The sequence below is a fragment of the Corynebacterium sp. KPL2825 genome (assembly GCF_037908445.1).
Lineage (GTDB): Bacteria > Actinomycetota > Actinomycetes > Mycobacteriales > Mycobacteriaceae > Corynebacterium > Corynebacterium kefirresidentii.
The window spans coordinates 1-23800 of record NZ_JBBMGI010000015.1 but is presented as its reverse complement, the minus strand read 5'-3'; the positions used below and the strand labels follow the sequence as shown (position 1 = coordinate 23800).

Below are 23800 nucleotides of genomic sequence, written 5' to 3'. Positions count from 1 at the left end.
CCCAGGGCGATTTATACTTTTAGCGCCGCACCTGCAACAATAAAGGTATGCCCAAGTCCAAAGCGTCCAAGAAATCGCTCCCCGTTGCCCTCGGCGGCCTTGCGCTCGCCGTCGTGGCAGGCTACTTCGGCTTCGACCTCGGCGGCAATGATGAATCCTCTGCCTCTTCACCGTCGGAGTCCGCAGCAGGGACCGCGACTGGCGACGCCGATACTTGCGAGATGTCTTCCCTACCCGCCGAGGCCAAAGACACCGCAGACGATATCTTGGCCGGTGGCCCCTACGACTACCCGGATAATGACAACGCCCGCTTTGGCAATTACGAGGGCCGGCTGCCCCAGCAGGACAAGAATTACTACCGCGAATACACGGTAGAAACCCCCGGCAGACACAACCGCGGTGCCCGCCGCATCATCACCGGTGGCGGCAGCGAGACCGACCCAGACGTGTGGTACTACACCGACGACCACTATGAAAGCTTCTGTTCTATCCCGGACGCAGAGGAGTAATCATGCGACGCATCCTCATTACTGAACACATCCGCACTCGCGCGGACTTCTTTAACGCACTCGGCCGCACCCGCGGCTGCGAAGACTGCGGCCCGCGCAACCTCGATGACCTAGCGGATTTCCTACGCGAGCAGCGCACCAGCGTCATCGTTGCCTCCAATATGGATATCGAAGGCGAGGACCTAGCGGCGGTAGCTAGCGTGCTCGAGGACCAAGGTGTCGCGTTGGTGCGCTAGCGACTCGGGCCCTGGGGTTGGAGCTGAGGCGTTAGGTCCATAGATATGAGGCCGAATTGAGGGTTTTGAGCTCTCAATTCGGCCTTTTCGCGCTCAGATCGGCCTGATGACTCTCGACCTAACTCTAGCGCGGTGGTGGGCAAGCCAGGTTTAGCTGAGGAACCCAGACAGCTCCGCGCTCCGGCGGGCCAAGCGCTCGAGGCGGGACTCCGTCATGGACGCAATTTGGTCGATGATGGCGCGGTCACGAGCGGCATCAGAATCGGCTTGCTCCCACCACAGCCGAAAGGTGGCATCGAGGGAGCCGGGGGCGCCGGCGACGAGGTAATCGTAGACGCGGTAGATGCGCTCGCGCTGGCGGTCCTGGCGGGCAAGGTGGGCGGGCTCATCCATGACATAGAGGACCGCGATGGTTTTAAGCAGTTTGACCTCGGCCTCGGCTTGCTTGGGCACAATGAGGTCACCGTGCATGCGGCCAAGGGTATTGGAGGCGATGAGCTCGGAATTAGCCTCGCTGGTAGCGCCGACGGTCGCGCCCACATAGCGGCCTACGAGCTCAGAGGTCATCTTCTTCAAGTTGGCATAGTCGCGCAAGGAGTAATCAAAATCGCCGATGGCATTGATGACGCTTAAGTTGCGCAGGCTATCGGCCGCCTCCAAGAGCTCATCGGCGGTGCCGCCAAAGGCTTTAGCGCCCTTTTCTGCCAGCTGGGCTAGCTCAACTAGGTCCCAAAGGACTTTGAGGGAGATGCGCCGGGAAATAATGCCGTCTTCCACGTCATGCACGGAGTAGGCGATGTCATCGGACCAGTCCATTACTTGGGCTTCGATGCATTTGCGATTATCGCTATGGCCCTCGCGCAGCCACTCGAGCAGATCCGCGTCCTCGTCATAGGCGCCGTATTTGCGGTTGGTGCTGCCATCGGGATTGGTTTTGGTCCAGGGGTATTTGCAGGCACCGTCGAGGGCGGCGCGGGTGAGGTTGAGGCCGAAGCTGCGCGGCACGCCGCTGGCATCGTCCACGATGATCTTGGGCTCTAGGCGGGTGAGGATGCGCAGGGTCTGCGCGTTTCCTTCAAAGCCGTTGAGGGCGACCTCATTGAGTGCGTTTTCGCCATTGTGCCCGTAGGGCGGGTGGCCGATGTCATGGGTCAGCCCTGCCATGTCGCACAGATCAGGATCGAGTCCAAGTCCAGCACCGATGCTCCGCGCAATTTGGCCCACCTCCAGCGAGTGGGTCAGACGGGTGCGTGGAGTATCGCCATCGCGCGGCCCGACGACCTGAGTTTTATCGGCCAGACGCCGCAAGGCTGCCGAATGCAGCACGCGGGCGCGGTCACGGGCAAAGACGCCGCGATGTTCTTCCACGCTATGGAAGGCTGAGCCCTTCGGCTTTTCATCGGCCAGGCGGGCGAAGTCGGCGGCGGAATAAGAATAGGACACGCCCCAAGTTTATTCCGTGAACTGGCCCTTTGGGTGAGCAACGTGGCCTAAGTGCGGTCGTCATCCTGCTCAATCGTCTGATGCCGCAGCTTTTGATTCGGGCGCAGGAGCTGCTCCACGCGGTAGAACCCATTGCGCAGTGCGGCGGCACCGCGCGGGGGCAAAAGTCCTGCTACCAGCGCGTAGGCCACGCCACCGGTTTCGTGGGCAAGGTAGCGCCACCAGGGTGTGGAAAAGCGTGCGGCTGGGTAATACGGCGTGCCGGATACGGTGGCTTTTAGTCCTTCTTGGCGGGCGATGAGTGCGGTGCGCAGGCGGTGGAGGGGATCGGTGATGATGGTGGCGTCGGAAAGCGCGAAGGCTTCCTTGGCCGCTTTCAGGGAGCTGCGGGTATCTAGCCCCTGCTCCACCGCGTGGACGGTCAGGTGCGGGAAGTGCTCGCGCAGAAAGGTGCGGCCGACGCCGGCCTCAGTAAACCTATCGCCGGGGAGCTTGCCACCCACGGTAATGACTTCCAACCCCTCGGCCGTGGCTAGCTCGCCGGCATGGCGCAGGCGTCCGGCAAGGATGCGGGAGGGCCGGCCGTCATATTGGGCAGTGCCTAAAACAATTACGTACTTCACTGCCCCATTACACTACCCGCCGAAGAGCTAAGTGGAGCCGGTAAAGTGGTGGGCATGAATTTGAGTGCACGTTTGGGCCGCGCGGCCATCGCCGCTTTCATCTTGGGCTGCACCTCCATCGGTGCGGGCTCTGCCTTTGCCGCTGAAACCACCACCGTGGCGCAGGGCACCGGTACGGCCACCCTCACGGAGAAGGTTACCGATGACGCGGGAGTTTTAAGCACCCAAGAAAAGGCCGAGCTGAGGGAAAAGATTGGCCAGCTGCAAAAGGACGAGCACCGGGTCCTCTTTGTCTACATCACCAATAAGCTAGATACGGATCCGGAAAGCTATGCCGCCCAAGTGGTCAAGGACAAGGGGGAAAACTCTGCGGTGTATGTCCTGTCCGTCGATGACCGCAAAATGGGAGTGCAGACCGGCAAGGATTGGCCCAAGGGCCGGCTCGACCAGATGTATGACGCCGCCTATGACAAGCTGACCAGCGATGAGTACGGTGCTTCCGCCCTCGCGCTTGCCGACGCCGCCCTGGGCAACACCAGCAGCTCCAACTCTTCCGATTCTTCCGGCCTAGCGTGGCTGGGCGGTGGCGCGGCCGCCATTGTCGCCGCCGGTGGCGGAATCATGTACTACTCCCGCCGCAATACTAAGAAGAATAAGGCGCAAACGCTCGAGTCGGCCCGCGAAATCGCCCCGGGCGATACCGATCAGCTCAACCGTTTGTCACTTGAGACCTTGGACCAGTTGGCGCAGGAAGAGTTGGTCTCGACCGATGAGTCCATCCGCCGCGGCAAGGAGGAGCTCAATATCGCACTTTCGGAGTTTGGTCCGGAGCGCGTGCGCCCGTTTACCAAGGCGATGAACCACTCTACTTCTACCCTGCAAAAGGCTTTCCACCTACGCCAGCGCCTAGATGATGCCGTTCCGGAGTCCCCGGCCGAACGCCGCCAGATGCTCGTGGAAATCATCTCCTCGTGCGGACAAGCTGATGATGCCTTAGACACGCAGGCCGCTGAATTTGCCCAGATGCGCGACCTACTTATCCACTCCGATGAGAAACTGGACGAGCTCACCCAGCGCACCGTGGGCCTGCGCGCCCGCCTGCCGGAGGCCGAATCCACGTTGGCTCGGTTGAAGGGCAACTATGACGAGCACGTTTTGTCCTCCATTGCCGATAACCCGGAGCTTGCCGCCGCTTCGCTTGATGAGGCAGAAAAGCTCCTAGAAAAGGCCCGGGGAATCCAGGCCCGGCCGGCCGGCCAGCAGGGCCCGCTGGTGGGGCTCATCCGCGATAGTGAGCATGCCTGCGCGATGACGGATCGCCTAATTTCCGGCGTGGAAAACGCGGAGGAGAATATCGCCACCGCCCGCGCTAACCTCGAGTCCCTCATTGCCGAAGTCGAAGGCGAAATCGACGAGGCCCGCGAGCTCGAACGCCAAGGCAAGGCGCAGGGAACCACGGCGGATTGGAACGCGCTCGAGGAACTGCTCGGCCGCGCTGGCACCGCAGTCACTGAGGCCAAAGCCCACGGCCAGCAGGATCCATTGGGCCAGCACACCGCGCTGACCTCTATCGATACTCAGTTGGATGAGGCGCTTGACCGCGTGCGGGAAAAGACCTCCACCCACGCGCGCCAACTGGATCTCTTCCGCCAGCAGATTTCCGTGGCGGAATCCAATATTCAGGCTGCGGAGGACCTCATTTCCTCCCGCGGGCGCATCATCGGCTCGGGCGCACGCACCGCGCTTGCCGACGCCAAACGTCTCCACGCCCAAGCCCTCCACACCGAGCGCAGCGATATCCGCGCCGCCCTGCAGTCTTCCCGCGAAGCGGTGGCCGCGGCCCAGGCGGCGCTGCAGCGCGCCAAGGATGACATTGACGAGCACCGTCGCCGCCAGCAGCGGCAGCAGATGGGCAACGCGGCCGGCAATATCGTCACCGGTATGGTCCTGGGCCAAATGCTCGGCGGCGGCCGCGGCTTTGGTGGCGGTTTCGGAGGCGGCGGCTTTGGTGGAGGCAGCTTTGGCGGCGGAGACTTCGGCGGCGGCGACGGAGGCGGCTTCCGCGGCGGCTCCTTCTAGCCGAGCAAAGGCCGCCCCGTCTCACTCTCCGTGGGCGGCGCCTTCGTTGATTGCGCCGGACTAGGTGCGCAGGGTGCGCGGGGTGGCGTCGAGAAGCGCACAGGCGTAGCTCAAGAATATGGCGTCGAGCTCCGGCAGCTCACCCACGCTCACCTGCAGTCCGTTTCCCGCCGGGGCGGTGCTGGCAACCTCGGCGCCCGAGCGGCGAGCTACGATGCGGCGCTCGCGGCGGAAAGGGTTGCGGCGTTCTAGCAGGTACTCGCGCTCCCCGCAGGCCGCACGCAGGCGGGTGATGGTAATCCCGGCCTGGGAGACCGAGAAATCCTCGCCCGCGCCCGCCGCGGTCTGCGCGCGCAAGAAGAAGCGCGGGGAGGAGTAATCCAGCGAAGATTCCAAGGTTAGGCGCTCGCCGGCCGCGGTGGCGAGCACACCGTCGCACACGGAAGCCAGTTGCTCCCCCGCGGCACTGCTGAGCGCACCCTCGCCCCAAGTCCACTGCACAGTCATTAGAAGATGAAAAGCGCGAGGATGGCAACGATGGAAGCGAGGACCAAGGTGATGATCCACGCCCAAGCCTTGCCTTGGGTATTGGCATCAAGGATGACGCGGGTAAACCAGCTCAAACCGGCAATTTCGGCGGTGGTGAGTCCTTCGGCTTCGTGCTCGAATTCGAGGATGGACTTGCGCACCCCAGAGTTGCGGGAGGAGAACTGGCCTACCTTGTCATCATCGACATCATCGATGATCCAGTCGCCGCTGTTTTCATTGATGAAGTGAAAAGTGCGGCCGTTGAGCGATGCCTCTAGGCGCTTATCGCGGCCGAGGCGGCCGGCGAGGCGGTAGATGGAGCCGTCGGCAAGCGTGGCAGAGGCGCCAAGGTCACTGACCTCGGTGCGCCAGAAGTGGCCGTCGACCTCCGCGGAATGCTCCGAGAATACGCCCAGCTGCTCCGGGCCGTCTTCGGCCAAGAGCACGGGGTTTGCGCGGTCAGAGCGATCCCAGCTGGTGTAATGCATCCCTAGCACCCAATCAGGCGGGAGGCGAGGTAAGCCTCGAGGTCATCGAGCTTCACGCGCTCCTGCTCCATGGTGTCGCGCTCGCGCACGGTCACGGCATCGTCTTCGAGGGTGTCGAAGTCGAAGGTGACGCAGAACGGGGTGCCAATCTCATCCTGGCGACGGTAGCGGCGGCCGATGGCACCGGAGACGTCAAAGTCCACGTTCCAATAAGCGCGCAGCTTATCGGCCAACTTGCGGGCAGGCTCAGAGAGCTCTTCCTTCTTGGAAAGCGGAAGCACGGCTACCTTGATGGGGGCCAGGCGGCGGTCCAGGCGCAGGACCACGCGCTTATCGGTACCACCCTTGGCGTTGGGAGCTTCTTCCTCGTCGTAGGCATCAACCAGGAAGGCCATCATGGAACGGCCCAATCCGGCGGCCGGCTCGATGACGTACGGGATCCAGCGCTCGTCATTGGCCTGGTCATAGTAGGACAGGTCCTCGCCCGAGCCCTTGGCGTGTACGGACAGGTCATAGTCGGTGCGGTTAGCCACGCCTTCCAGCTCGCCCCACTTGGAGCCCTTGAAGCCAAAGGCGTACTCCACGTCCACGGTGCGCTTGGAGTAGTGGGAGAGCTTTTCCTTCGGGTGCTCGTAAAGGCGCAGGTTTTCTTCCTTGATGCCCAGGTCCACGTACCAGTTATAGCGGTCATCGATCCAGTACTGGTGCCACTCTTCGTCCTCGCCTGGCTTAACGAAGAACTCCATCTCCATCTGCTCGAACTCGCGGGTGCGGAAGATGAAGTTACCTGGGGTAATTTCATTGCGGAAGGACTTGCCAATATTCGCAATGCCAAACGGCGGCTTCATGCGCGAGGAGGTCATCACGTTCTTGAAGTTAACGAAGATGCCCTGTGCGGTCTCCGGACGCAGGTAGTGCAGGCCCTGCTCATCATCGACTGGGCCAAGGAAGGTCTTGAGCAGGCCGGAGAAAGCCTTCGGTTCGGTCCAGTCACCCGGCTGGCCGGTTTCCGGGTCATTGATATCTGCCAGGCCGTTTTCTGGCTCGTGGCCGTGCTTTTCCTCGTAGGCCTCAATGAGGTCGTCGGCACGGTAGCGCTTACCGGTGTGGCGGGATTCCACCAGCGGGTCGGAGAATACTTCAACGTGACCGGAAGATACCCAGACCTGGCGTGGCTGGATGACGGAGGTATCGACACCCACGACGTCTGCGCGGGACTGGACCATGTGGCGCCACCACTGACGCTTGATGTTTTCCTTGAGCTCTACACCAAGAGGGCCGTAGTCCCACGCGGAGCGGGAACCGCCGTAAATTTCACCTGCCTGGTAGACCAAGCCGCGGCGCTTACACAGGTTTACAACGGTATCGATGACGGATGCCATAAGTTTTCGGACTCCTCTGGTAGGGGACAGTCTTGACAATCTCGTTCAGTCTAACCCTAAGCGCTTGCCGGCGGTGGATTAGGGCATGAATTTAATTTGAAATACATACGAGTTATTGAACACATCGGGTAATATAAGGGTGCCCGACAGGTAATAGGTATTTAATTGAAAGTGACATTCCCTATGACGACCACTGATACGGCGATTAATAGTTCTGCGGCCGCCGGCGTGATCGCTGCCCTCGATTCGCCCCTACGCATCGCCATCATCTCCCGCCTGGCCGAACGCGATCACTTTGTACACGAGATCGTCAAAGCCACCGGCAAGTCTCAGCCGCTCATTAGCCAGCACCTGCGCGTTCTCAAGCAAGCGGGCATTGTTGACTCCGAGCGCAGCGGGCGCGAGGTGACCTACTCACTCATTGCGCCGCAGGTATTGGACTTGCTTGCCGACGCCGCCAGGATCGCCTCCTAGCCCTCCCCTCCTTGCATATAAAGCCGCCTGACTATGCAGTTGTTGAAAAAGAATTGATAATATAAAGGTCATGGCTTTACACGACAGTATTCCCAAACTAGGAGCGCGCAATACCAAGCAGCGCACCGCAGTCGTCGAGGTGCTGCGGGATATGGAGAAATTCGCCTCCGCCAAGGAGATCTATCACGAACTCCAGGAGCGGGAGGAAAAGGTGGGTCTGACAACCGTGTACCGCACCCTGCAGTCCCTAACCGATATCGATGCAGTGGACGCGCTCCACATGCCCAATGGCGAAACCCTCTACCGCCATTGCGAGACCGACGCCCATCACCACCACTTGGTATGCACCAAGTGTGGCCGCACCGAGGAAATCGACGGCGGCCCCATTGAAAAGTGGGCGACCTCCGTGGCCAAGGAGTACGGCTTCGAGCTCACCGGCCACGATGCCGAGGTCTTTGGCATCTGCAGCAACTGCGCCGCTTCCGCCTAAGCATCCCCACTCCGCCTAGTGAAGCCGCTCCTCCCCTAGCCCCAGTCTCCACTCCGGAGCCTAGGGTTTTCTTGCGCGGCCCGACTGTGGCAGGGCCTTCCACGCCAAGACTATAGCGCCGAGACCGCAATCAACTGCACGACCACATTATTGACCAAGTGCACAATAAAGCCTGCGCGCAGCGAATTGTGGAAGCGGGTTACAAGCGCGCACCCCATTCCTAGAAACGTCGCATACACCATGACCGGCGGCGCAATATGGACGAGACCAAATAGCAAAGAGCTGAGGATCACGCTGGCAAACGCTGGGACGCTGCGATCTAGATACCCCATCAGCAGGCGGCGAAACACAATTTCTTCCACCAGCGGTGCCAGCAAAAGATAGGAGGCCAAAGAAACGACCACCATGACACCGCGTCCATCTGCTGCAGATGTACTTTCCGAGGGCGATAGCCCCAACAGCGGCCCCACAATCGCGGCAGCGACTCCCGCTACAAAAATGGCGAGAGGAACTTGCCACAATAAGTGCCAACCACGTCGACCTAAGGGAACAAAGCCGAGACTAATTCCCCGACGCTTGAGGTAATACACCAACGCAACAGTCGGCACTACCACTGAAATAACAAGTGCAGCAGGCAGAACTACACCGAGCCCACCCGTGGTCAAACCGGTCTTCAGCATGGCAAAAACTGTCACTACCAATAGGACATCCATTGAGATGATTGCCACTATTCCGATTAGTGCGTCTTTTAGCCTGATGTCGTCTTCTGCCATGCTTTTACCCTAAAAGGCCGCCAATCATCCTTAAGAATGAATTTACCCGGGACAGTAAAGCACCCTTTACAGTAAAGGATGCTTGACATATAGTGGGCGTCAAGCACGCTTTACAATCACTTGTTAGAAGAGGCTTCCTTGCAGACCACCCGCTTTGGCCGCCCCAAGTTTGGCGGCACCCAAACCAAGCTCATCACACTATCCGTTGCAGCAGGCGCGGGCCTTGCTGCAGCCGCCGGTGCCATCGTGGCCGCTTTCGTACACGATGATTCACCGCTACTAGCGTTTGCTGTGTACGCACTGTGCCTATTTCCTGTAGCTACGGCGGCTAGCTGGGGATTCATGGTGGATCGAGACACCATCCGTGGGGCAACACCCGATCCGGAAAATTCCATCGAATCCCATTGGTATTCGCAAGCCTCCGAAAACACCCTGCACGCCATGCTCTTTGGCATCGGCGGACTTGGCATCGCCTCCTCTTTTTGGGATTTCCACGTTTCGGGCACCCTGCTCACTATCATCTTGGGAGTCTTTGTGACCGGCACCTTTGGCATTAGCTACTTTGCCCACAAGCGGGCGGCAAGCTAAGCCATGGACAACCGGCTTAAAGAGATTCGCGAGAGCCAAGGTCTCTCCCAGCAGGGCTTAGCCGCGGAGCTAGGCGTATCGCGCCAAACGGTCATCAGTATTGAAAAGGGGCGCTACGATCCTTCGCTCCCCCTCGCATTTCAGATCGCGCGCCACTTTTCCTGCCGAATCGAGGACATCTTTATCCCCGAGGTATAAAGCACACCACTTTGGTGCTGCGCGTTACTTCTTAACGCCACCGAAGCGGCGGTCGCGCCGCGCGTATTCCTCGATGGCGGCGAAGAGATCCTCCGGGGTGAAATCTGGGAAGAGCTTATCCTGGTAAATCATCTCCGCATAAGCCGACTGCCACAGTAGGAAGTTAGATGTGCGCTTCTCCCCGGACGGGCGCAGGAAGAGATCCACATCCGGCATGCCCGGATCATAGAGATGCTGCGCTATGGTTTCTTCCTTAATATCGCGCGGGTTGAGCTCGCCGGCTGCAACTTGCTTGGCGATGTCCCGGAAACCATCCACCAGCTCTGCCCTACCGCCGTAGTTCACGCACATGGCCAAGGTCATCTTGGTGTTATCCTTGGTCAGTTCCTGGGCAGCCTCGAGCTCCTTAATAACCGAGCGCCATAGGCGCGGGCGGCGCCCAGCCCACACCACGCGCACACCGCGCTCATTGAGCCACTCACGCTGGCGGCGCAGCACATCGCGGTTAAAGCCCATAAGGAAGCGGACCTCCTCGGGGCTGCGGCGCCAATTCTCCGTAGAGAAGGCATATGCCGAAAGATAAGGAACGCCGGCGGCCAGGCAGGCATCGACGACGTCAAGAAGCACGGCTTCGCCGCGCCTATGCCCCTCGGTGCGCTTCATGCCCTTCTCTTGGGCCCAGCGGCCATTGCCGTCCATAACCAGCGCAATATGGCGCGGCATGAACTCATCCGGGATATTCGGCGGGGTCAAAGTGCGGTTCGGGTCTGGCGTAATCACGGGCTATATTCTACTGCTCCATTACCTGCAATGCGGAAACATTGCGCTCCATGTGCCACTGCAGGTGCGCCCGCGCTAGGCGATGCCCCTCCTGCTTTTGCGCATTCGTGGGATTCGTCGGGTAGTTATGCGCTAAAAGCCACAGGTGATGCAGCGTTTCCGGATCCACCTCGGCTGCACCCGGCGGCCGGCATTCGTGGCACGCCGCCCCGCCGACTGCCGGGTGAAAGGCGTGGTGCGGGCCGGGCCGGTTGCACTGGGCACAGTTGAAAAGGCTCGGCGCCCAACCGGCATGCGCCATCGCCTGCAGCAAGAAGGCATCCAGAGTCATGGTTGGGTCCGCAGTTTGCAGCCGCTCCAAGGTCGCGGTGACGGATTCGTAGAGGTAGGGGTCATGGGCTGCGTCGGCAAAAGCCAGGCGCTCGGCTGACTCCAGCACCGCGCAGGCCGCCGTGTAACGCTCATAGTCCTCGATGAGGCGCGCGCCAAAGTAATCCACCGTATCCGCTTGGGAAATGGTGGCTAGGTTCTTGCCCACGTACAGCTGAACATCAAGGTTAACGAAGAGCTGCAGGCGCGAGCCAAAGCGCGACTTGGCACGGCGCACGCCCTTGGCCACCGCGCGCACGAGGCCGTGATCGCGGGTGAGTAGGACAATGACGCGATCGGCCTCACCAAAATCGTAGGTGCGGATGACCACTGCGCGGTCACGATAGTTCTCGCGCATAGTGGTTTAAAACCCGAGCCTACCCAGCGACTTCGGGTCAGACTGCCAATTTTTCAGCACTTTAATGCGCAAGTCTAGGTATACGTTCTGGCCCAGCAACTCGATGATCTCCTTGCGGGCATTGCCCACAATGCGGCGGAAGCGCAGGCCATCCTTGCCTTCGATAATGCGCTTTTGGCCAGGCCGCTCCAAATACAAAATGGCGTGGATATCCAGCACACCCTCACGGGTGCGCGATGGCAACATCTCATCCACCTGCACCGCCACCGAGTGCGGCAGCTCCGCCTTCAAGCCGGATAATGCAGCCTCACGAATGAGTTCCTCGATGCGCTTTTCCTGGCCTTCATCGGTGATGTGATCATCTGGGTAGAACTTCGGGCCTTCTGGCAGGTGATCCACGATGACCTGCACGAGCTCATCAAGCTGTACACCTTCCTTGGAGGACACCGGGATGACTACCGCATTCGGGTCATCTTGGGAAAGTAGCTCGTGCAGGGCCAAAAGCTGTGCGCCTACCTGGTCTTTGCTGGCTTTATCCAGTTTGGTGACGATGCCGATGATCGGCGTCTTCGGCGCAATGGAGCGCACGTTGTCCAGGATCCAGCGGTCACCCGGGCCAATCTTCTCATCGGCCGGGATGGTCAGGCCAATGACATCCACATCGGCGTAGGTATCCTTGACTACCTCATTGAGGCGCTCACCCAACAGGGTGCGCGGGCGGTGTAGGCCCGGCGTATCCACGACGATTACTTGGGCATCTTCGCGGTGTACCAAGCCACGGATGGTGTGGCGGGTGGTCTCCGGCTGGTCAGCCGTAATCGCAATCTTCTGACCTACCAGGGCATTGGTCAGCGTCGATTTACCGGTATTCGGGCGGCCGACAAAGGACACGAAGCCGGAACGGAATCCTTCCGGGGTGTCGGTGTACTGCGAATAGTCAAGCGGGGCGGCCGCATTCTCGGCGCCTTCCGGCACGGCATCATCGGGGTCTTCTGGAAGACCCTCGAATGCCGCATCAAACTGTGCATCAAAATCAGAACTCATTACCCGCAATAATAGCCCACAGAGCCAAAATCTCCGATTAGTTCACAGCCAATTTCTACCAGCGGTACAGAATAGGGCTAATCTATGGAGAAACCTCTTCTCCCCAGCACAAACCGTGCTGCCTCCCCGGAAAGGCTCCTCCATGCCCCGCACCTCTCCTGCGCTCATTTTGAGCGCTGCTCTTACCCTCTTCCTCTCCGCCTGCTCCTCCCCGATTCCGAGCCATCAGCAGAGACGAGCACTACCTCTGCGACGACCTCTTCTTCGTCCGCCACCAGCTCTTCGAGTACGGCCTCTTCTGCTGCTACCAGCAGCGGCGAAGAGAGCATGCCTGAAGAACCTGCAAATAGCGTTGCTGCAGAGCCAGAGACCCAGGCCGAGGCTGCAGCTGCGGAGCCAGAGTTGCTGTATTGCGATGACGGGCTAGGCGCGTTTGGCCATTTTTCCGATGGCTCTTGGCACCCAACTGAGCTCTGCAACACTCCAGAGCTACAAAGAGCTGTTCGGGCTGAAGAAGTCTGCGGTGGTCCAGGCGGACAATATAAGTACCCCGAAGAATGGGCCGAGCTGTGCAATGGAGGCCTTCCGCCTTCAGATTCGCTTAATGACTATGGCGACGTAGATGCCGGATACACACCAGAGTCTGACGCAGTGTTAGATACGCCAGCCGATGCCGATACAGGTGCGGTAGAAGGCGACGAGTATTAGCAGCAAAAAGACCGCACGCTGGACAACACCAAGGCCCTGCGCCCGTCGAAACGGGTGCAGGGCTTGCCGCTAAATTAGTGAAGCTTACTTAAACTCGTCCGGCAGCGGTCCAAGCTGCGGGCCGTCCGGGTAGTACTTCCAGCCGTCCTTGATGCGGACGTCGTCAGCCCACGGGAGCTTGTATTCGCCCTTGGCCAAGTCCTCGACCCAGGTGAGATAGTTTTCGGTCTTGCCGCCGGGGTAGCCAACGTAGCCGCGGTTACCCAGGTTGAAGATGTTGTTTTCAAGGCCCCAGTTGATGCGAGCCTTATCGGCCAATTCTGGGAAGATTTCGGCGGTGACGATTTCACCGGGGTTGCGGTGACCCTCAGAAATCATGTGGCCATCGTAGTTGCAGACGTTGCCCTCACCGAAGTAGTAGAAGGTGTTGTCATAGCCAGCCAGGTTCACCGAAGCAGTGAACATGAGGTTCTGGAAGGCATTGGTCTTATTGGTCATGATCCACTGATCCTGGGTCTGCGTGGAGTAGCCAGAAATGCGGATATAGACATTGGCGCCCTTATAAGCGGCCTCGCGTGCCAGCTCGGGGAACATGCCATCGTGGCAGATATTCACGGCGAGCTTGGAACCCTTGGGACCGTCACATACCGGCATACCCAAATCGCCTGGGTACCACGGTTCGATAGGAGTCCATGGCTGGAGCTTGCGGTAGTGCAGCGCAATTTCGCCATCGGAGTTGATGATGATGGCGGTATTAAATGGCGGCTTTCCTTCCTCATGGTTGGGCTCCATGATGGAGAAGACGCCCCAAACGTCATTTTCCTTACAAGCCTGCTTGAACTGATCTACCTTGGGATCATCGAGACCAATGAGGAATTCATCATAGGACCAAATCTTGGTGTTGAGACCGGAGGAAGAATATTCCGGGAAGACAATGAGATCGAGATCTGGGTAGCCCGCCTTGGTGGAGGCAACCATGCGGCAGATTTCATCCACGCTGGCTTGGACGTCCTCTGGGGTGTTAACCACGGGGACGGGGTACTGAATGAGTGCCATCAAAAGGCCGTCGGGAGAGGCGCTGATGCTTCCGGTACTAGACATGGTGAGCTCCTTCTACTTGATGAGAACGTGACTGCCGCCATATTAATAGGGCATGGTGCGCCATACCACTTTTAAGCAGGCGTGGGTGTCTCATATGAGAGACTCGGAAAGTAATACAAGGAGCAGATAAAGAAAGCCGAGCTGAGGCTGCATCCTCAGCTCGGCCAAATCAAGCTAGACCTAGCGTGGCATTACGCCGCAGTGCTGCGCTAGGCAACCTAACCTCTCACTGGATAGGGTCCGCAACAATGGGCTTTCCGTAGAGATTGCCCAGGCCTAAAGCTCCTCCGCGTGGAACTGCATGCGCGGGTGTGCGAATACATCCTGAGACTGGATGAGCTGAAGCTCAGCAGTCTCGGCCTCATAGGTGTTTTCCAGCAGGTCGTAGACAGAGGAGGCGGTGCGGCGCAAGGACTCCTTAACGTCGCTGGTCTCGGTGTAGTGGCCGGTAAACAAGGCGGCGGTGACATCGCCGGAGCCGTTACGCTTAAACGGCAATAGTGGCGTGGACACTAGGAAGGCGCGGTCGCCGTCAACGGCGAGCATCTCAATCTGGCCCTCTGGAGTTTCGGGACGCTTGACGGAGGTAACCAGAACGGTCTTTGGACCGATTTCCTGCGCCTTCTTCACCGCGGCGAGGGTCTGATCGAGGGTACCGACCTCGGAATCGGTGAGGTAGCCCAGCTCAAATTGGTTGGGGGTGATGATATCGGCAACGGGCACAACGCGGTCACGCAGCAGCGGCGGGATCTCATCGGAGACAAAGCAACCGGACTTAGCATTGCCCATTACAGGATCGCAGGCGTAAAGCGCCTTGGGGTTAGCGGCCTTAATGCGGCGGACGGTTTCCACGATGGCGTCGGCAATGTCGGCGCCGCCCTGGTAGCCAGACAGAATGGCGTCAATCTGTGGGAAGGCACCGCGCTTTTCAATGCCATCGATAATGGAGGTGACATCGCTGGCCGGAATCATCGGCCCGCCCCAGTCACCGTAGCCAGTGTGGTTGGAGAAATTCACCGTGTGGACCGGCCATACTTCATGGCCGGCGCGCTGCAGAGGAAAGACGGCCGCAGAGTTGCCAACGTGGCCGTAGGTGACGTGGGACTGGATGGAAAGGATAGTCATAGGTTTCCATTGTGCTATGCGGCGCACGCGCTCACAAAAGAAAGCGAAAAATTATTCTTCCGGGCGATCTTGTGGTTCTCCCACCGCAGGTATTCCCCCACCGGGAACCTGCTTGTCCAGGTTGGCGCGTTCGGCGGCATCGGGAAAAGCCTTCGGCCCGGAAGGCTTGGGCTGATAAGCCACGCCACGATCGGCCACATCGTCGTACCAATCCGCAAGCAGCTCGTTTTGGCGGCCGAACATTTCCTTTTCCTCGGCCGGAGTGGAGTGGTCATAGCCCAGCAGGTGCAGGCAGCCGTGGACCGTAAGCAGGGCAAGCTCGTGACCTAGGGAGTGCCCAGCGGCATCGGCCTGGCGCAATGCGAATTCGGGGCACAACACAATATCGCCCAACATGGCCGGGCCTGGATCGGCGGCATCCGGGCGGCCGCCACCAGCAATCGCACCGGGGGTGAGCTCATCCATGGGGAAGCTCATGACATCGGTAGGGCCTTCCAGGTCCATCCAGCGCACGTGGAGATCCTCGATGGTCTTCAAATCCACGCAGGTAATTGTGCACTCGGCATCGGGGTTGATGTCCATGGCGCCGAAGGCATAAGAAGCGACGTCAATCAGCATCTCCTCGTTGACGCCCTCGAAGCCGGATTCATTGAGAAACTCGATACTCATTCCATTCCCTCGTATTCTGCGGCTTTCTTATTATCAAAGGTCTCATAGGCATTGACGATGCGCCCGACCAGCTGGTGGCGCACCACGTCTTTCGCTCCCAAGTCCGCAAAGTGAATATCCTCCACGTTGCGCAGGATGCGGCGCACGATGCGCAGGCCGGAGACCTGGCCATGCGGGAGATCCACCTGGGAGACGTCGCCGGTGACCACGATCTTGGAGCCAAAGCCCAGGCGGGTGAGGAACATCTTCATCTGCGCGGGCGTGGTGTTTTGGGCCTCATCAAGGATGACAAACGCATCGTTCAATGTGCGGCCGCGCATATAGGCCAACGGAGCGACCTCGATGATGCCGGCCTCCATGAGCTTAGGGATCATCTCTGGATCGAGCATGTCCCGCAGGGCGTCGTATAGCGGGCGCAGGTACGGATCAATCTTGTCATTGAGCGTGCCCGGCAAAAAGCCCAGCTTCTCCCCTGCCTCTACAGCCGGGCGGGTGAGAATAATGCGCGAGACCTGCTTGGTTTGCAGAGCCTGCACCGCCTTGGCTACCGCGAGGTAGGTCTTGCCGGAACCGGCCGGGCCGATACCAAAGACCACCGTATTATCGTCGATGGCCTGCACGTATTCGGACTGGCCCACCGTCTTTGGGCGGACGGCCTTGCCACGGCGCTTGACGATGTCCGCCGCCAGCGCCGCCGAAACCGACTGCGGCGCCTCTACCGCCACCATGTCCATCGTGTGCTTGACCGTATCGGTGGATACGGCGTGGCCACGGCGGGCGATGGCTTCGAGCTCGTCAAGGATCTTCGCGGCGCGGGCCACCTCATAATCGGGACCGGTGATAGTAACGACATTGCCGCGGGCAAAAAGGTCCGCATCCAGACGGTTATTGAGCACGCGCAAGTTATCGTCCGCGCTACCCAGCACGATGCTGACGTAGGCGGAATCTAGCTCACATTTCTTCGTGATGATAGGCACGTGCTTTAGGCTACCAGCGCCGGCTACCACCGCTGGGTGCGCATGCCGATTGCCGCCAGCGCCACCATTGCCGCGCTGGCTGTGCGCAGCACCTCCGGGCCGAGCTTGATAGGCGTGGCGCCGGCCTCCTTGAGGCGATCGAGCTCGGCGTCACCGATGCCGCCCTCGGGGCCGACGAGCAGAACGACATCGTCTGCGAGCGTGACATCCTTGATGGAGGCGGTGGCTTCTTCATGCAGGACAAGCACGGTGGGTGCAGCCGCCGCATCACCGGCGGCACGGTCGCGGCTGAGTTCTTGGACGAGCTGCGGGGTGGTCAGCGGGCCGCGCACCTGGGGGATGCGGGCGCGGCGGGATTGCTTGGCCGCAGAATCTGCGGCCGCCTGCCACTTGGCCACCGCTTTTGGTGCCTTCTTGCCGTCCCATTTGGCCACGCAGCGGTCTGCCTGCCAGGCGATAATCTCATCGGCGCCGGCTTGGGTGGCCAGATCCACGGCGAGCTCGGCACGCTCGGACTTCGGGATGGCCTGCACCACGGTCACCCGCGGGGTGGGCTCAGGCGTGGTGACGATGGACTCAACCATGCCCTCTAGGGAGTCCTTGCCCGTGGCGGCGGTGATGGTGAGGGTGAGGCGGATACCGGTGCCGTCGATAAGCTCGAGGCGCTCGCCCTCCCCCATGCGCTTGACCGTCACGGCGTGGCGGGCCTCCGGGCCAGAGAGGCTGAAGGCCTCGCCGGTGCGCGCGGCGGAAAGGTCCGGGTGGATGAAGACGGGGAGCGACATTAGCGGCGGAACTTATCGCGGATGCGGCTGAAGAAGGATTCCTCTTGACCGTCGCCGGTGGTGCGCACGCGCGCGCCCTCGTCGCGGGAGTTGCGAATCTTCTCCAGGGACTCGCGGGTCTTGCGGTCCAGGTCCTTTGGCACGACGACGTCCACGTGGGCAAAGAGGTTGCCAAAGCCATCGGTGCGCAGGCGCGGCATGCCGGCACCGTCGACCTTGATGGACTCACCCGGCTGGGTGCCCGGTTCGATATCGATCGTGAGCTCTTCGCCATTGAGCTGGTCGATGGTGAAGTTGGTGCCCAAGGCGGCGTCAATCATCGGCACGCGCACGGTGAGGTTCAAATCATCGGCGTTGCGCTGGAAGACGGGGTGCTCCTCCGTGTGGACCTCAACATAGAGGTCACCGGCTGGGCCGCCGCCGTGGCCGACCTCGCCCTGGGACGCCATGCGGATGCGCATGCCGTCGTTGATGCCGGCCGGGATATTAACGGTAATATCGCGACGCTTCTTCACGCGGCCGTCGCCGGCGCAGTGGTTGCATGGATCGGTGATGACCTCGCCAAAGCCCTGGCACTTCGGGCACGGGCGGGTGGTCATCACGTTGCCCAAGAAGCTGCGCTGCATCTCCTGGATTTCGCCCATGCCATTGCAATTATCGCAGGTAACCGGCTTGGACTTGGACTCAGAGCCGGTGCCGCCGCAGGTATCACACAGCACGGCGGTATCCACGGTGACCTTCTTCTTCAAGCCGGTATAGGCCTCTTCCAAGGTAATGCGAGTGCGCAGCAGGGCATCATTGCCCGGTTGGACGCGGGACTTCGGGCCGCGGGAGCCGCCAGCACCGCCGCCAAAGAACTCGGCGAAGATATCGCCCAGGCCGCCGCCACCGAAGCCGCCAAATCCACCCGCACCGGCGCCACCGCCGCCTTGTTCCATGGGGTCGCCGCCCATGTCCACGATCTGGCGCTTTTGCGGATCCAGTAGGACCTCCTGAGCCAGCGCGGCATCGCGGAACTTCTCAGCCGCGGTTTCATCATCCGGGTTTAGATCCGGGTGATACTTGCGGGCCATTTTGCGGTAGGCCTTCTTAATCTCCTGGTCAGTTGCGTTTTTATCAACACCGAGGATGCCGTAATAGTCACGAGCCACTGTAAGAGATATTCCTTCTAATTCGTCTTGTTGGGGTTAACTTGAAAAAATAATGCGCGGCCAGCTAGTTTACTCGCACTGCTCGCCGGCCAAAATTTCGCTCACATACCGTGCAACGGCAGAGACCTTAGAGATTGTTCCCGAGTAATCCATAAAGGTAGGCCCCACCACGCCAAGGCCGCCGAGCGTGGCCACCTCATCGCCGGTGCCGAGACCATAGCCCGTGGCCACAACGGAGGCTTGGCGCAACTGGTCTTCTTCGTTTTCCTCGCCGATGACCACGGAGACGTTGCCTAGATCCGGCACACGGGCAAGCAGCTTGAGGACGACGACCTGTTCTTCCAACGCCTCAATAATCTTGGGTAAACCTTCTGGGAACTCGCGGGCCACGCGCGTCAGGTTGGAGGCACCGGCCATAATCAGCCGGTCGGAGGGCTGCTCCACTAGGGTCTCGATGAGCGTGGTGGCCACCTTGAGCACATGGTGGCGGATATCCAAGGGAGCCTCGTCGACGAGGTGGGCAAGTTCCACGGAGGCGTCGCTAAGCGTCTTGCCTACCAGCGCACTATTGACGATGTCACGCAGGCGGAAGGTCTGATCCTGGTCAATGATTTCATCGAGCTCCACGTTGCGCTGGTCCACGCGGCCGTTATCGGTAATAAGCACCAGCAGCAGGCGCACTGGGGACAGCGCCACAACCTCGCAGTGCTTTACGCGCGAGACCTTAAGGTTGGGCAGCTGGACGACGGCCGCCTGCTTTGTCACCTGCGCCAATAGCTGCACCGAGCGACGCAGCACGTCTTCCAAGTCCACGCCGCCTTCCAAAAAACTGAGCATCGCGCGGCGCTCCGGGGTCGAAAGCGGCTTGACCTCATGGAGGGAGTCGACAAAATGGCGGTAGCCCTGCTGGGTGGGCACGCGGCCGGAGCTGGCGTGCTGTTGGGCGATAAGGCCCTGGGATTCCAGCACGGCCATATCATTGCGGATCGTGGCCGAAGAAACACCTAACTGGTAGCGCTCCAGCAGCGTTTTAGAACCGACCGGTTCTTGGGAGGCAATATAGTCCGCCACGATGGCGCGCAGGACTTCCTTGCGGCGGGCATCGGTTGAGGTAGACACTATGTCGCTCCTATTCGCTTGGCTCTTTCACGTGCTTTCGAGTGTAGACGGGACGAAGATTAGGTTTCTTCAGCGACGAGGAGATCGGTGATGATGCCATCGGCCAGCAAGCGGCCGGGCTTAGTGATGCGTACGCGTTCGCCGGCGCGCTCGAGCAGGCCGCGGCCTATGAAGCGCTCGAGGGCGGGAGTGGCATGGGTATCGATCCAAGCCTCCGGGATACCTTCGCGCAGGCGCAGGCCAAGCATAACCTTTTCCATGTGGCGGTCGGCCTCAGTGAGCGCTTCGGTTTCCTTAATGGGCAGCTCACCGCGGCCAAGGGCGTCGATATAGCGCGAGGGGTGCTTGACGTTAAAGAAACGCTCGTTGCCTAAGTGCGAGTGGGCGCCGGGGCCTGCGCCCCACCAATTGCCATCTACCCAGTAGATGCGGTTGTGCTCGCACTCGCCACCAGGCTTGGACCAATTGGAGACCTCGTACCACTCAAATCCTTCCGCTTCGAGGGTGGAAGAAATCATCTCGTAGCGCCGGGCCAGCACGTCCTCATCAGGGGCGGGCAAGATGCCTTTGTTGACCTTGCGGGCCATGCGGGTGCCGTCTTCAACGATGAGCGAGTAAGCGCTGACGTGGTCCACGCCGGTCTCCAGCACGCGGTCTAGCGTTTCGCGCACATTGTCATCCGTTTCGGTGGGCGTGCCATAAATCATGTCCAGGTTGACGTGCTCGAAGCCGGCGGCGCGAGCCTCGCGAGCGGCGGCGAAGGCGCGTCCAGGGGTATGGGCGCGTTCTAGGACTTGGAGAACGCCGGGGGAAGCGGACTGCATGCCGAGGCTGATGCGGGTATAGCCGGCGTCGGCAAGCTGGGCGAAATACTCCGGTGAGGTGGACTCCGGGTTGGATTCGGTGGTGACTTCCGCCCCTGGTGCCAAGCCGAAGGTGGAGCGGACGGTGTTGAGGATCCGGGTCAGCCCCTGCCCGCCCAGCAAAGAAGGCGTGCCGCCGCCAATGAAGACGGTCTCGGCCGGGCGGCCTACGCGCGCGGCCGCCAACTCCAGCTCGCGGTCCAAGGCATCCAGATAAGGCCCGGTGAGATCGCGCGGGCTGCCGAGCTCTCCTGGGGTATAAGTGTTGAAATCGCAATACCCGCAACGAGTGGCACAGAAAGGAACGTGGATATACAGCCCGAAGGGTTCAGTCATGGATAAAACCCTAATAGGGCGGGAACAAAATGGCCGAAAGGGGGGTTAAGCATGTAGTATGTTTGCATCTTCCCAAGTAGAAAGGCACCCTCAGTGGAACCTCCCAGTCGATGTCCCTACCTCCTTCTAGGCGGTGGGGAGTAAATCATGTTATCGGCTATTTTGATGATCCTGGCCGGATTTGTAGTCATCGGCCTCATCATCGTCGCGAATGCATACTTCGTGGCCCAGGAATTTTCTTTTATGTCCGTGGACCGCACACAGCTGCGGTCCCAGGCTGCTGAGGGGGATAAGACGGCGCAGCGCGCGCTGGCTATTACCCAGCAGACCTCCTTCATGCTCTCCGGCGCGCAGCTCGGCATTACTATTACCGGCCTGCTCATCGGCTATGTGGCCGAGCCGCTCGTGGGCCAAGGACTGGGCGTCCTGCTCGGCGGCGTTGGTGTGCCGAGCGCAGTGTCTATTACTGTGGGCACCATCCTGGCGCTTTTCATCTCCACGATTGCAACCATGCTCTTCGCGGAGCTTTTCCCCAAGAACTACACCATCGCCGCCCCTATGAAGACGGCGCGCTGGCTGGCCTCCTCCACGCAGCTTTACCTGCGGCTATTCGGCTGGCTCATCCACTTCTTTGAGTACTCTTCCAATGCCATCCTCAAGGTTTTTGGCATTGAACCGGTAGAAGACGTGGACTCCTCCGCCACCGCCGATGACTTGGAATCCATCGTGGATTCCTCCCATGAGGCCGGCGATCTGGATGAGAATACTTATATGGTGCTCGACCGCCTGCTGGATTTCCCTGAGCACGACGTAGAGCATGCCATGATCCCGCGCTCCCGCGTGGACGTCATTGACCCGGACACCACCCTTGGTGAGGTTCGCGAGATGATGTCGTCCGATCACACCCGCTACCCCGTCATCGATGATGAACATAACCCGGTGGGCGTCGTGCATCTTATCGACGTGCTGGGAAGCGACCTTCCCGCCGCCACCAAGGCCACCAGCATCATGCAGGACCCCGTCGTGGTACCCGAGCTGATGCCGCTACCAGATGTCGTGGAAGAACTGCGCGATAGCGAGCAAAAGATGGCCTGCGTCATCGATGAATACGGCGGCTTCGTAGGCATCGTGACCATGGAGGACTTGGCCGAGGAAATCTTGGGCGATGTCACCGATGAGCACGATATCGAAGAAACCGAGGAAATCACCGAGCAGGACGATTCCCACTGGGTGGTAGATGGCGATACGCCCATTGATGAAATCGAGCGCGCCATCGGCCACGACCTGCCTGAGGGCGACTTCGAAACCGTCGCTGGCCTCGTCATCGCCCACTCCGGCGCGTTGCCAGAGGTCGGTGAGGAACACGCCATTCAGCTCGAGGCCGAGCCCGATGATTGGGTGGACCACGATGAGGCGCCCGTGCGCTCTATCCGCCTGCGCGTGCAAGAGGTGGACCGCCACGTGCCCTCCGTCCTTGCCATCGAGCTGGTGGAGGATTACCCCGACCAGTCCGATGATGACGATGAGAAGGAGGATGCATAATGACCGAATCTTGGTGGCTTAACCTCCTCGTTACCCTACTTATCATCGCCGCTTCCGGCTTCTTTGTGATTATCGAGTTCTCCTTGATGGGCGCTCGCCGTCACCGTTTGGAAGAGTATGCGGAAAATTCCCGTACTGCCCGGGCCGGCCTGCGCTCGCTCAATGAACTGACCATCATGCTTGCCGGCGCGCAGCTGGGCATTACCGCCGCGACCTTCGTGCTGGGTGCTGTGACCAAACCGTGGGTCCACCACCTGCTCATGGCCCCGCTAGAAGCTGTGGGACTACCACTGGGCATTGCCGATGTCGCTAGCTTTATCCTCGCCCTCTTCATCGTCACCTTCCTTCACCTAGTGCTGGGTGAGATGGCGCCGAAGTCTTGGGCGATCGCACACCCTGAAACCGCACTGCAGGTCATCGCAGTTCCCGCGCGCGGCTTCGTGTGGATCTTCCGCCCGCTGCTGAAATGGATCAATGTCATGGCCAATAAGCTCGTGGCCATGGCGGGCGAAGAGCCCGTCGATCGTGCCGGTGCGGCCGGCTACGATGCCGAGACCCTGCGTACCTTGGTCGAGCATTCCCGCGAAACCGGCGCATTGGATGATGACTCCGCCAACCAGATTTCCGATGTCATCGAGTTGGAAAACTCCACTGTTGGCGCCATGGCCCGCGCCCACGGCTCCGAGGTAGTGCCCCTGCCTTCCGACGCCACCGTGGACGATCTCCAGGACCTCGTCGTGCGCAAGAACATCATGCGCGTACTGGTCTTTCCTAAGGACTCCCGCGTTCCCCGCGTAGTCCACGTGCGCGATACCTTGCTGGCAGCTCCGGAGACCCCGGTCCTCGAGTTCTCCCGCCCCGCCCTGTCCGTGTCTTCTTCTACTACCGTGCAAAAGACCTTGGACCATATGCGGGCCCGCAACGAGCAGCTCGTCATGGTGGGTAAGGCCGATAAGGACAATGCCGTGTGGATCCTTACCTGGGATGACATCATGGGCCAGCTGTGGCCGCAGATTACCGAGCAGCTAGACAAGGTCACCCCTCCCCCGGCCGTCTAAGTCC

Annotated in this window: 28 protein-coding genes; 10 read left to right on the top strand and 18 right to left on the bottom strand. The window is 60.3% G+C overall.

Translation table 11 applies throughout. The features are described 5' to 3' along the window. Nucleotides 1–47: 47 nt before the first annotated feature. Together WMQ00_RS10915 and WMQ00_RS10910 are read left to right on the top strand one after the other, a co-directional pair. A complete protein-coding gene (locus WMQ00_RS10915; protein ID WP_200288798.1) occupies nt 48–509 on the top strand; it encodes a ribonuclease domain-containing protein in 462 nt (153 codons plus the stop codon). Between the two features lie 2 nt (nt 510–511). Beyond that, complete coding sequence (locus tag WMQ00_RS10910) at nt 512–745, top strand: barstar family protein (RefSeq protein WP_023021008.1); 234 nt, start codon at nt 512–514, stop codon at nt 743–745. 150 nt (nt 746–895) lie between these two features. Here the strand turns inward: WMQ00_RS10910 and WMQ00_RS10905 are convergent, their stop codons facing one another. Together WMQ00_RS10905 and WMQ00_RS10900 are read right to left on the bottom strand one after the other, a co-directional pair. Continuing rightward, on the bottom strand, nt 896–2188 hold the full coding sequence (locus WMQ00_RS10905) for a deoxyguanosinetriphosphate triphosphohydrolase (protein WP_200288797.1): 1293 nt from the start codon (nt 2186–2188) through the stop codon (nt 896–898). Between the two features lie 47 nt (nt 2189–2235). Continuing rightward, nucleotides 2236–2811, bottom strand: coding sequence for a YdcF family protein (locus WMQ00_RS10900; protein WP_200288796.1), 576 nt, complete (start codon nt 2809–2811; stop codon nt 2236–2238). 54 nt (nt 2812–2865) lie between these two features. Between WMQ00_RS10900 and WMQ00_RS10895 the strand changes: the two genes are divergently transcribed. Next, nucleotides 2866–4890 (top strand): TPM domain-containing protein, encoded by a 2025-nt coding sequence (locus tag WMQ00_RS10895; protein ID WP_259825547.1) that lies wholly within the window; start codon nt 2866–2868, stop codon nt 4888–4890. Between the two features lie 60 nt (nt 4891–4950). On the opposite strand, the gene WMQ00_RS10890 is transcribed toward WMQ00_RS10895, so the two are convergent. From WMQ00_RS10890 to WMQ00_RS10880, 3 genes are read right to left on the bottom strand one after another with little or no spacing between them, the layout of a single operon-like run. Continuing rightward, a complete protein-coding gene (locus WMQ00_RS10890) occupies nt 4951–5397 on the bottom strand; it encodes a hypothetical protein (RefSeq protein ID WP_200288794.1) in 447 nt (148 codons plus the stop codon). Continuing rightward, on the bottom strand, nt 5397–5906 hold the full coding sequence (locus WMQ00_RS10885; protein WP_200288793.1) for a hypothetical protein: 510 nt from the start codon (nt 5904–5906) through the stop codon (nt 5397–5399). Before WMQ00_RS10885 ends, WMQ00_RS10890 begins: the two co-directional genes overlap by 1 nt. A 2-nt stretch (nt 5907–5908) precedes the next feature. Continuing rightward, on the bottom strand, nt 5909–7288 hold the full coding sequence (locus tag WMQ00_RS10880) for a glycine--tRNA ligase (RefSeq protein WP_259825548.1): 1380 nt from the start codon (nt 7286–7288) through the stop codon (nt 5909–5911). 183 nt (nt 7289–7471) lie between these two features. Here WMQ00_RS10880 and WMQ00_RS10875 point away from each other — a divergent pair, with 183 nt between their 5' ends. Both WMQ00_RS10875 and WMQ00_RS10870 read left to right on the top strand, forming a co-directional pair. Beyond that, nucleotides 7472–7762, top strand: a complete 291-nt coding sequence (locus WMQ00_RS10875) for an ArsR/SmtB family transcription factor (RefSeq protein ID WP_200288791.1) — start codon at nt 7472–7474, stop codon at nt 7760–7762. A gap of 70 nt (nt 7763–7832) precedes the next feature. Continuing rightward, nucleotides 7833–8252: a Fur family transcriptional regulator gene (locus tag WMQ00_RS10870; protein WP_049361563.1), complete on the top strand. Its 420-nt coding sequence runs from the start codon at nt 7833–7835 to the stop codon at nt 8250–8252. Nucleotides 8253–8362: 110 nt separating this feature from the next. Here the strand turns inward: WMQ00_RS10870 and WMQ00_RS10865 are convergent, their stop codons facing one another. Then, complete coding sequence (locus WMQ00_RS10865) at nt 8363–9025, bottom strand: CPBP family intramembrane glutamic endopeptidase (protein ID WP_200288790.1); 663 nt, start codon at nt 9023–9025, stop codon at nt 8363–8365. A 120-nt stretch (nt 9026–9145) separates the two neighbouring features. On the opposite strand from WMQ00_RS10865, the gene WMQ00_RS10860 reads away from it, so the two are divergent. Together WMQ00_RS10860 and WMQ00_RS10855 are read left to right on the top strand one after the other, a co-directional pair. After that, a complete protein-coding gene (locus WMQ00_RS10860; RefSeq protein ID WP_234288167.1) occupies nt 9146–9613 on the top strand; it encodes a hypothetical protein in 468 nt (155 codons plus the stop codon). A 3-nt stretch (nt 9614–9616) separates the two neighbouring features. Beyond that, the gene (locus WMQ00_RS10855; RefSeq protein WP_200288788.1) at nt 9617–9811 is read left to right on the top strand and encodes a helix-turn-helix transcriptional regulator; all 195 of its coding nucleotides are present in this window, start codon (nt 9617–9619) and stop codon (nt 9809–9811) included. 24 nt (nt 9812–9835) lie between these two features. Here WMQ00_RS10855 and WMQ00_RS10850 read toward each other — a convergent pair whose 3' ends face one another. The 4 genes from WMQ00_RS10850 to WMQ00_RS10835 all read right to left on the bottom strand — a co-directional run bounded on the left by WMQ00_RS10850 (nt 9836) and on the right by WMQ00_RS10835 (nt 12691). After that, complete coding sequence (locus tag WMQ00_RS10850; protein ID WP_200288787.1) at nt 9836–10591, bottom strand: isoprenyl transferase; 756 nt, start codon at nt 10589–10591, stop codon at nt 9836–9838. A 10-nt stretch (nt 10592–10601) separates the two neighbouring features. Beyond that, nucleotides 10602–11318: a DNA repair protein RecO gene (gene recO, locus WMQ00_RS10845; RefSeq protein ID WP_049361567.1), complete on the bottom strand. Its 717-nt coding sequence runs from the start codon at nt 11316–11318 to the stop codon at nt 10602–10604. Between the two features lie 6 nt (nt 11319–11324). Beyond that, nucleotides 11325–12362 carry a GTPase Era gene (gene era, locus WMQ00_RS10840; protein WP_200288786.1) on the bottom strand — a complete coding sequence of 346 codons (1038 nt, stop codon included), beginning with the start codon at nt 12360–12362 and terminating at the stop codon, nt 11325–11327. A 182-nt stretch (nt 12363–12544) separates the two neighbouring features. Beyond that, nucleotides 12545–12691 carry a hypothetical protein gene (locus tag WMQ00_RS10835; RefSeq protein ID WP_234288166.1) on the bottom strand — a complete coding sequence of 49 codons (147 nt, stop codon included), beginning with the start codon at nt 12689–12691 and terminating at the stop codon, nt 12545–12547. On the opposite strand from WMQ00_RS10835, the gene WMQ00_RS10830 reads away from it, so the two are divergent. Next, on the top strand, nt 12690–13070 hold the full coding sequence (locus tag WMQ00_RS10830) for a hypothetical protein (protein WP_200288785.1): 381 nt from the start codon (nt 12690–12692) through the stop codon (nt 13068–13070). The two genes, WMQ00_RS10835 and WMQ00_RS10830, sit on opposite strands and share 2 nt — an antisense overlap. An 84-nt stretch (nt 13071–13154) precedes the next feature. Here the strand turns inward: WMQ00_RS10830 and WMQ00_RS10825 are convergent, their stop codons facing one another. The 8 genes from WMQ00_RS10825 to hemW form a co-directional block, all read right to left on the bottom strand. Further along, complete coding sequence (locus WMQ00_RS10825; RefSeq protein WP_200288784.1) at nt 13155–14171, bottom strand: formamidase; 1017 nt, start codon at nt 14169–14171, stop codon at nt 13155–13157. Between the two features lie 276 nt (nt 14172–14447). After that, nucleotides 14448–15296 (bottom strand): pyridoxal kinase PdxY, encoded by an 849-nt coding sequence (gene pdxY / locus WMQ00_RS10820; RefSeq protein ID WP_200288783.1) that lies wholly within the window; start codon nt 15294–15296, stop codon nt 14448–14450. A gap of 51 nt (nt 15297–15347) precedes the next feature. Then, a complete protein-coding gene (gene ybeY, locus WMQ00_RS10815) occupies nt 15348–15965 on the bottom strand; it encodes an rRNA maturation RNase YbeY (protein ID WP_200288782.1) in 618 nt (205 codons plus the stop codon). Beyond that, a complete protein-coding gene (locus WMQ00_RS10810) occupies nt 15962–16942 on the bottom strand; it encodes a PhoH family protein (protein ID WP_200288781.1) in 981 nt (326 codons plus the stop codon). The genes ybeY and WMQ00_RS10810 overlap by 4 nt, the downstream gene beginning before the upstream one ends. A gap of 23 nt (nt 16943–16965) precedes the next feature. Then, the gene (locus tag WMQ00_RS10805; RefSeq protein WP_200288780.1) at nt 16966–17727 is read right to left on the bottom strand and encodes a 16S rRNA (uracil(1498)-N(3))-methyltransferase; all 762 of its coding nucleotides are present in this window, start codon (nt 17725–17727) and stop codon (nt 16966–16968) included. Beyond that, complete coding sequence (gene dnaJ, locus WMQ00_RS10800; protein WP_200288779.1) at nt 17727–18878, bottom strand: molecular chaperone DnaJ; 1152 nt, start codon at nt 18876–18878, stop codon at nt 17727–17729. Before dnaJ ends, WMQ00_RS10805 begins: the two co-directional genes overlap by 1 nt. A 69-nt stretch (nt 18879–18947) precedes the next feature. Further along, complete coding sequence (hrcA, locus tag WMQ00_RS10795) at nt 18948–19997, bottom strand: heat-inducible transcriptional repressor HrcA (protein WP_200288778.1); 1050 nt, start codon at nt 19995–19997, stop codon at nt 18948–18950. A 59-nt stretch (nt 19998–20056) separates the two neighbouring features. Next, a complete protein-coding gene (gene hemW, locus WMQ00_RS10790) occupies nt 20057–21196 on the bottom strand; it encodes a radical SAM family heme chaperone HemW (protein ID WP_200288777.1) in 1140 nt (379 codons plus the stop codon). Nucleotides 21197–21343: 147 nt separating this feature from the next. Here hemW and WMQ00_RS10785 point away from each other — a divergent pair, with 147 nt between their 5' ends. Beyond that, complete coding sequence (locus tag WMQ00_RS10785) at nt 21344–22738, top strand: hemolysin family protein (RefSeq protein ID WP_200288776.1); 1395 nt, start codon at nt 21344–21346, stop codon at nt 22736–22738. Continuing rightward, a complete protein-coding gene (locus tag WMQ00_RS10780) occupies nt 22738–23796 on the top strand; it encodes a CNNM domain-containing protein (RefSeq protein WP_200288775.1) in 1059 nt (352 codons plus the stop codon). Before WMQ00_RS10785 ends, WMQ00_RS10780 begins: the two co-directional genes overlap by 1 nt. Nucleotides 23797–23800: the final 4 nt, after the last annotated feature.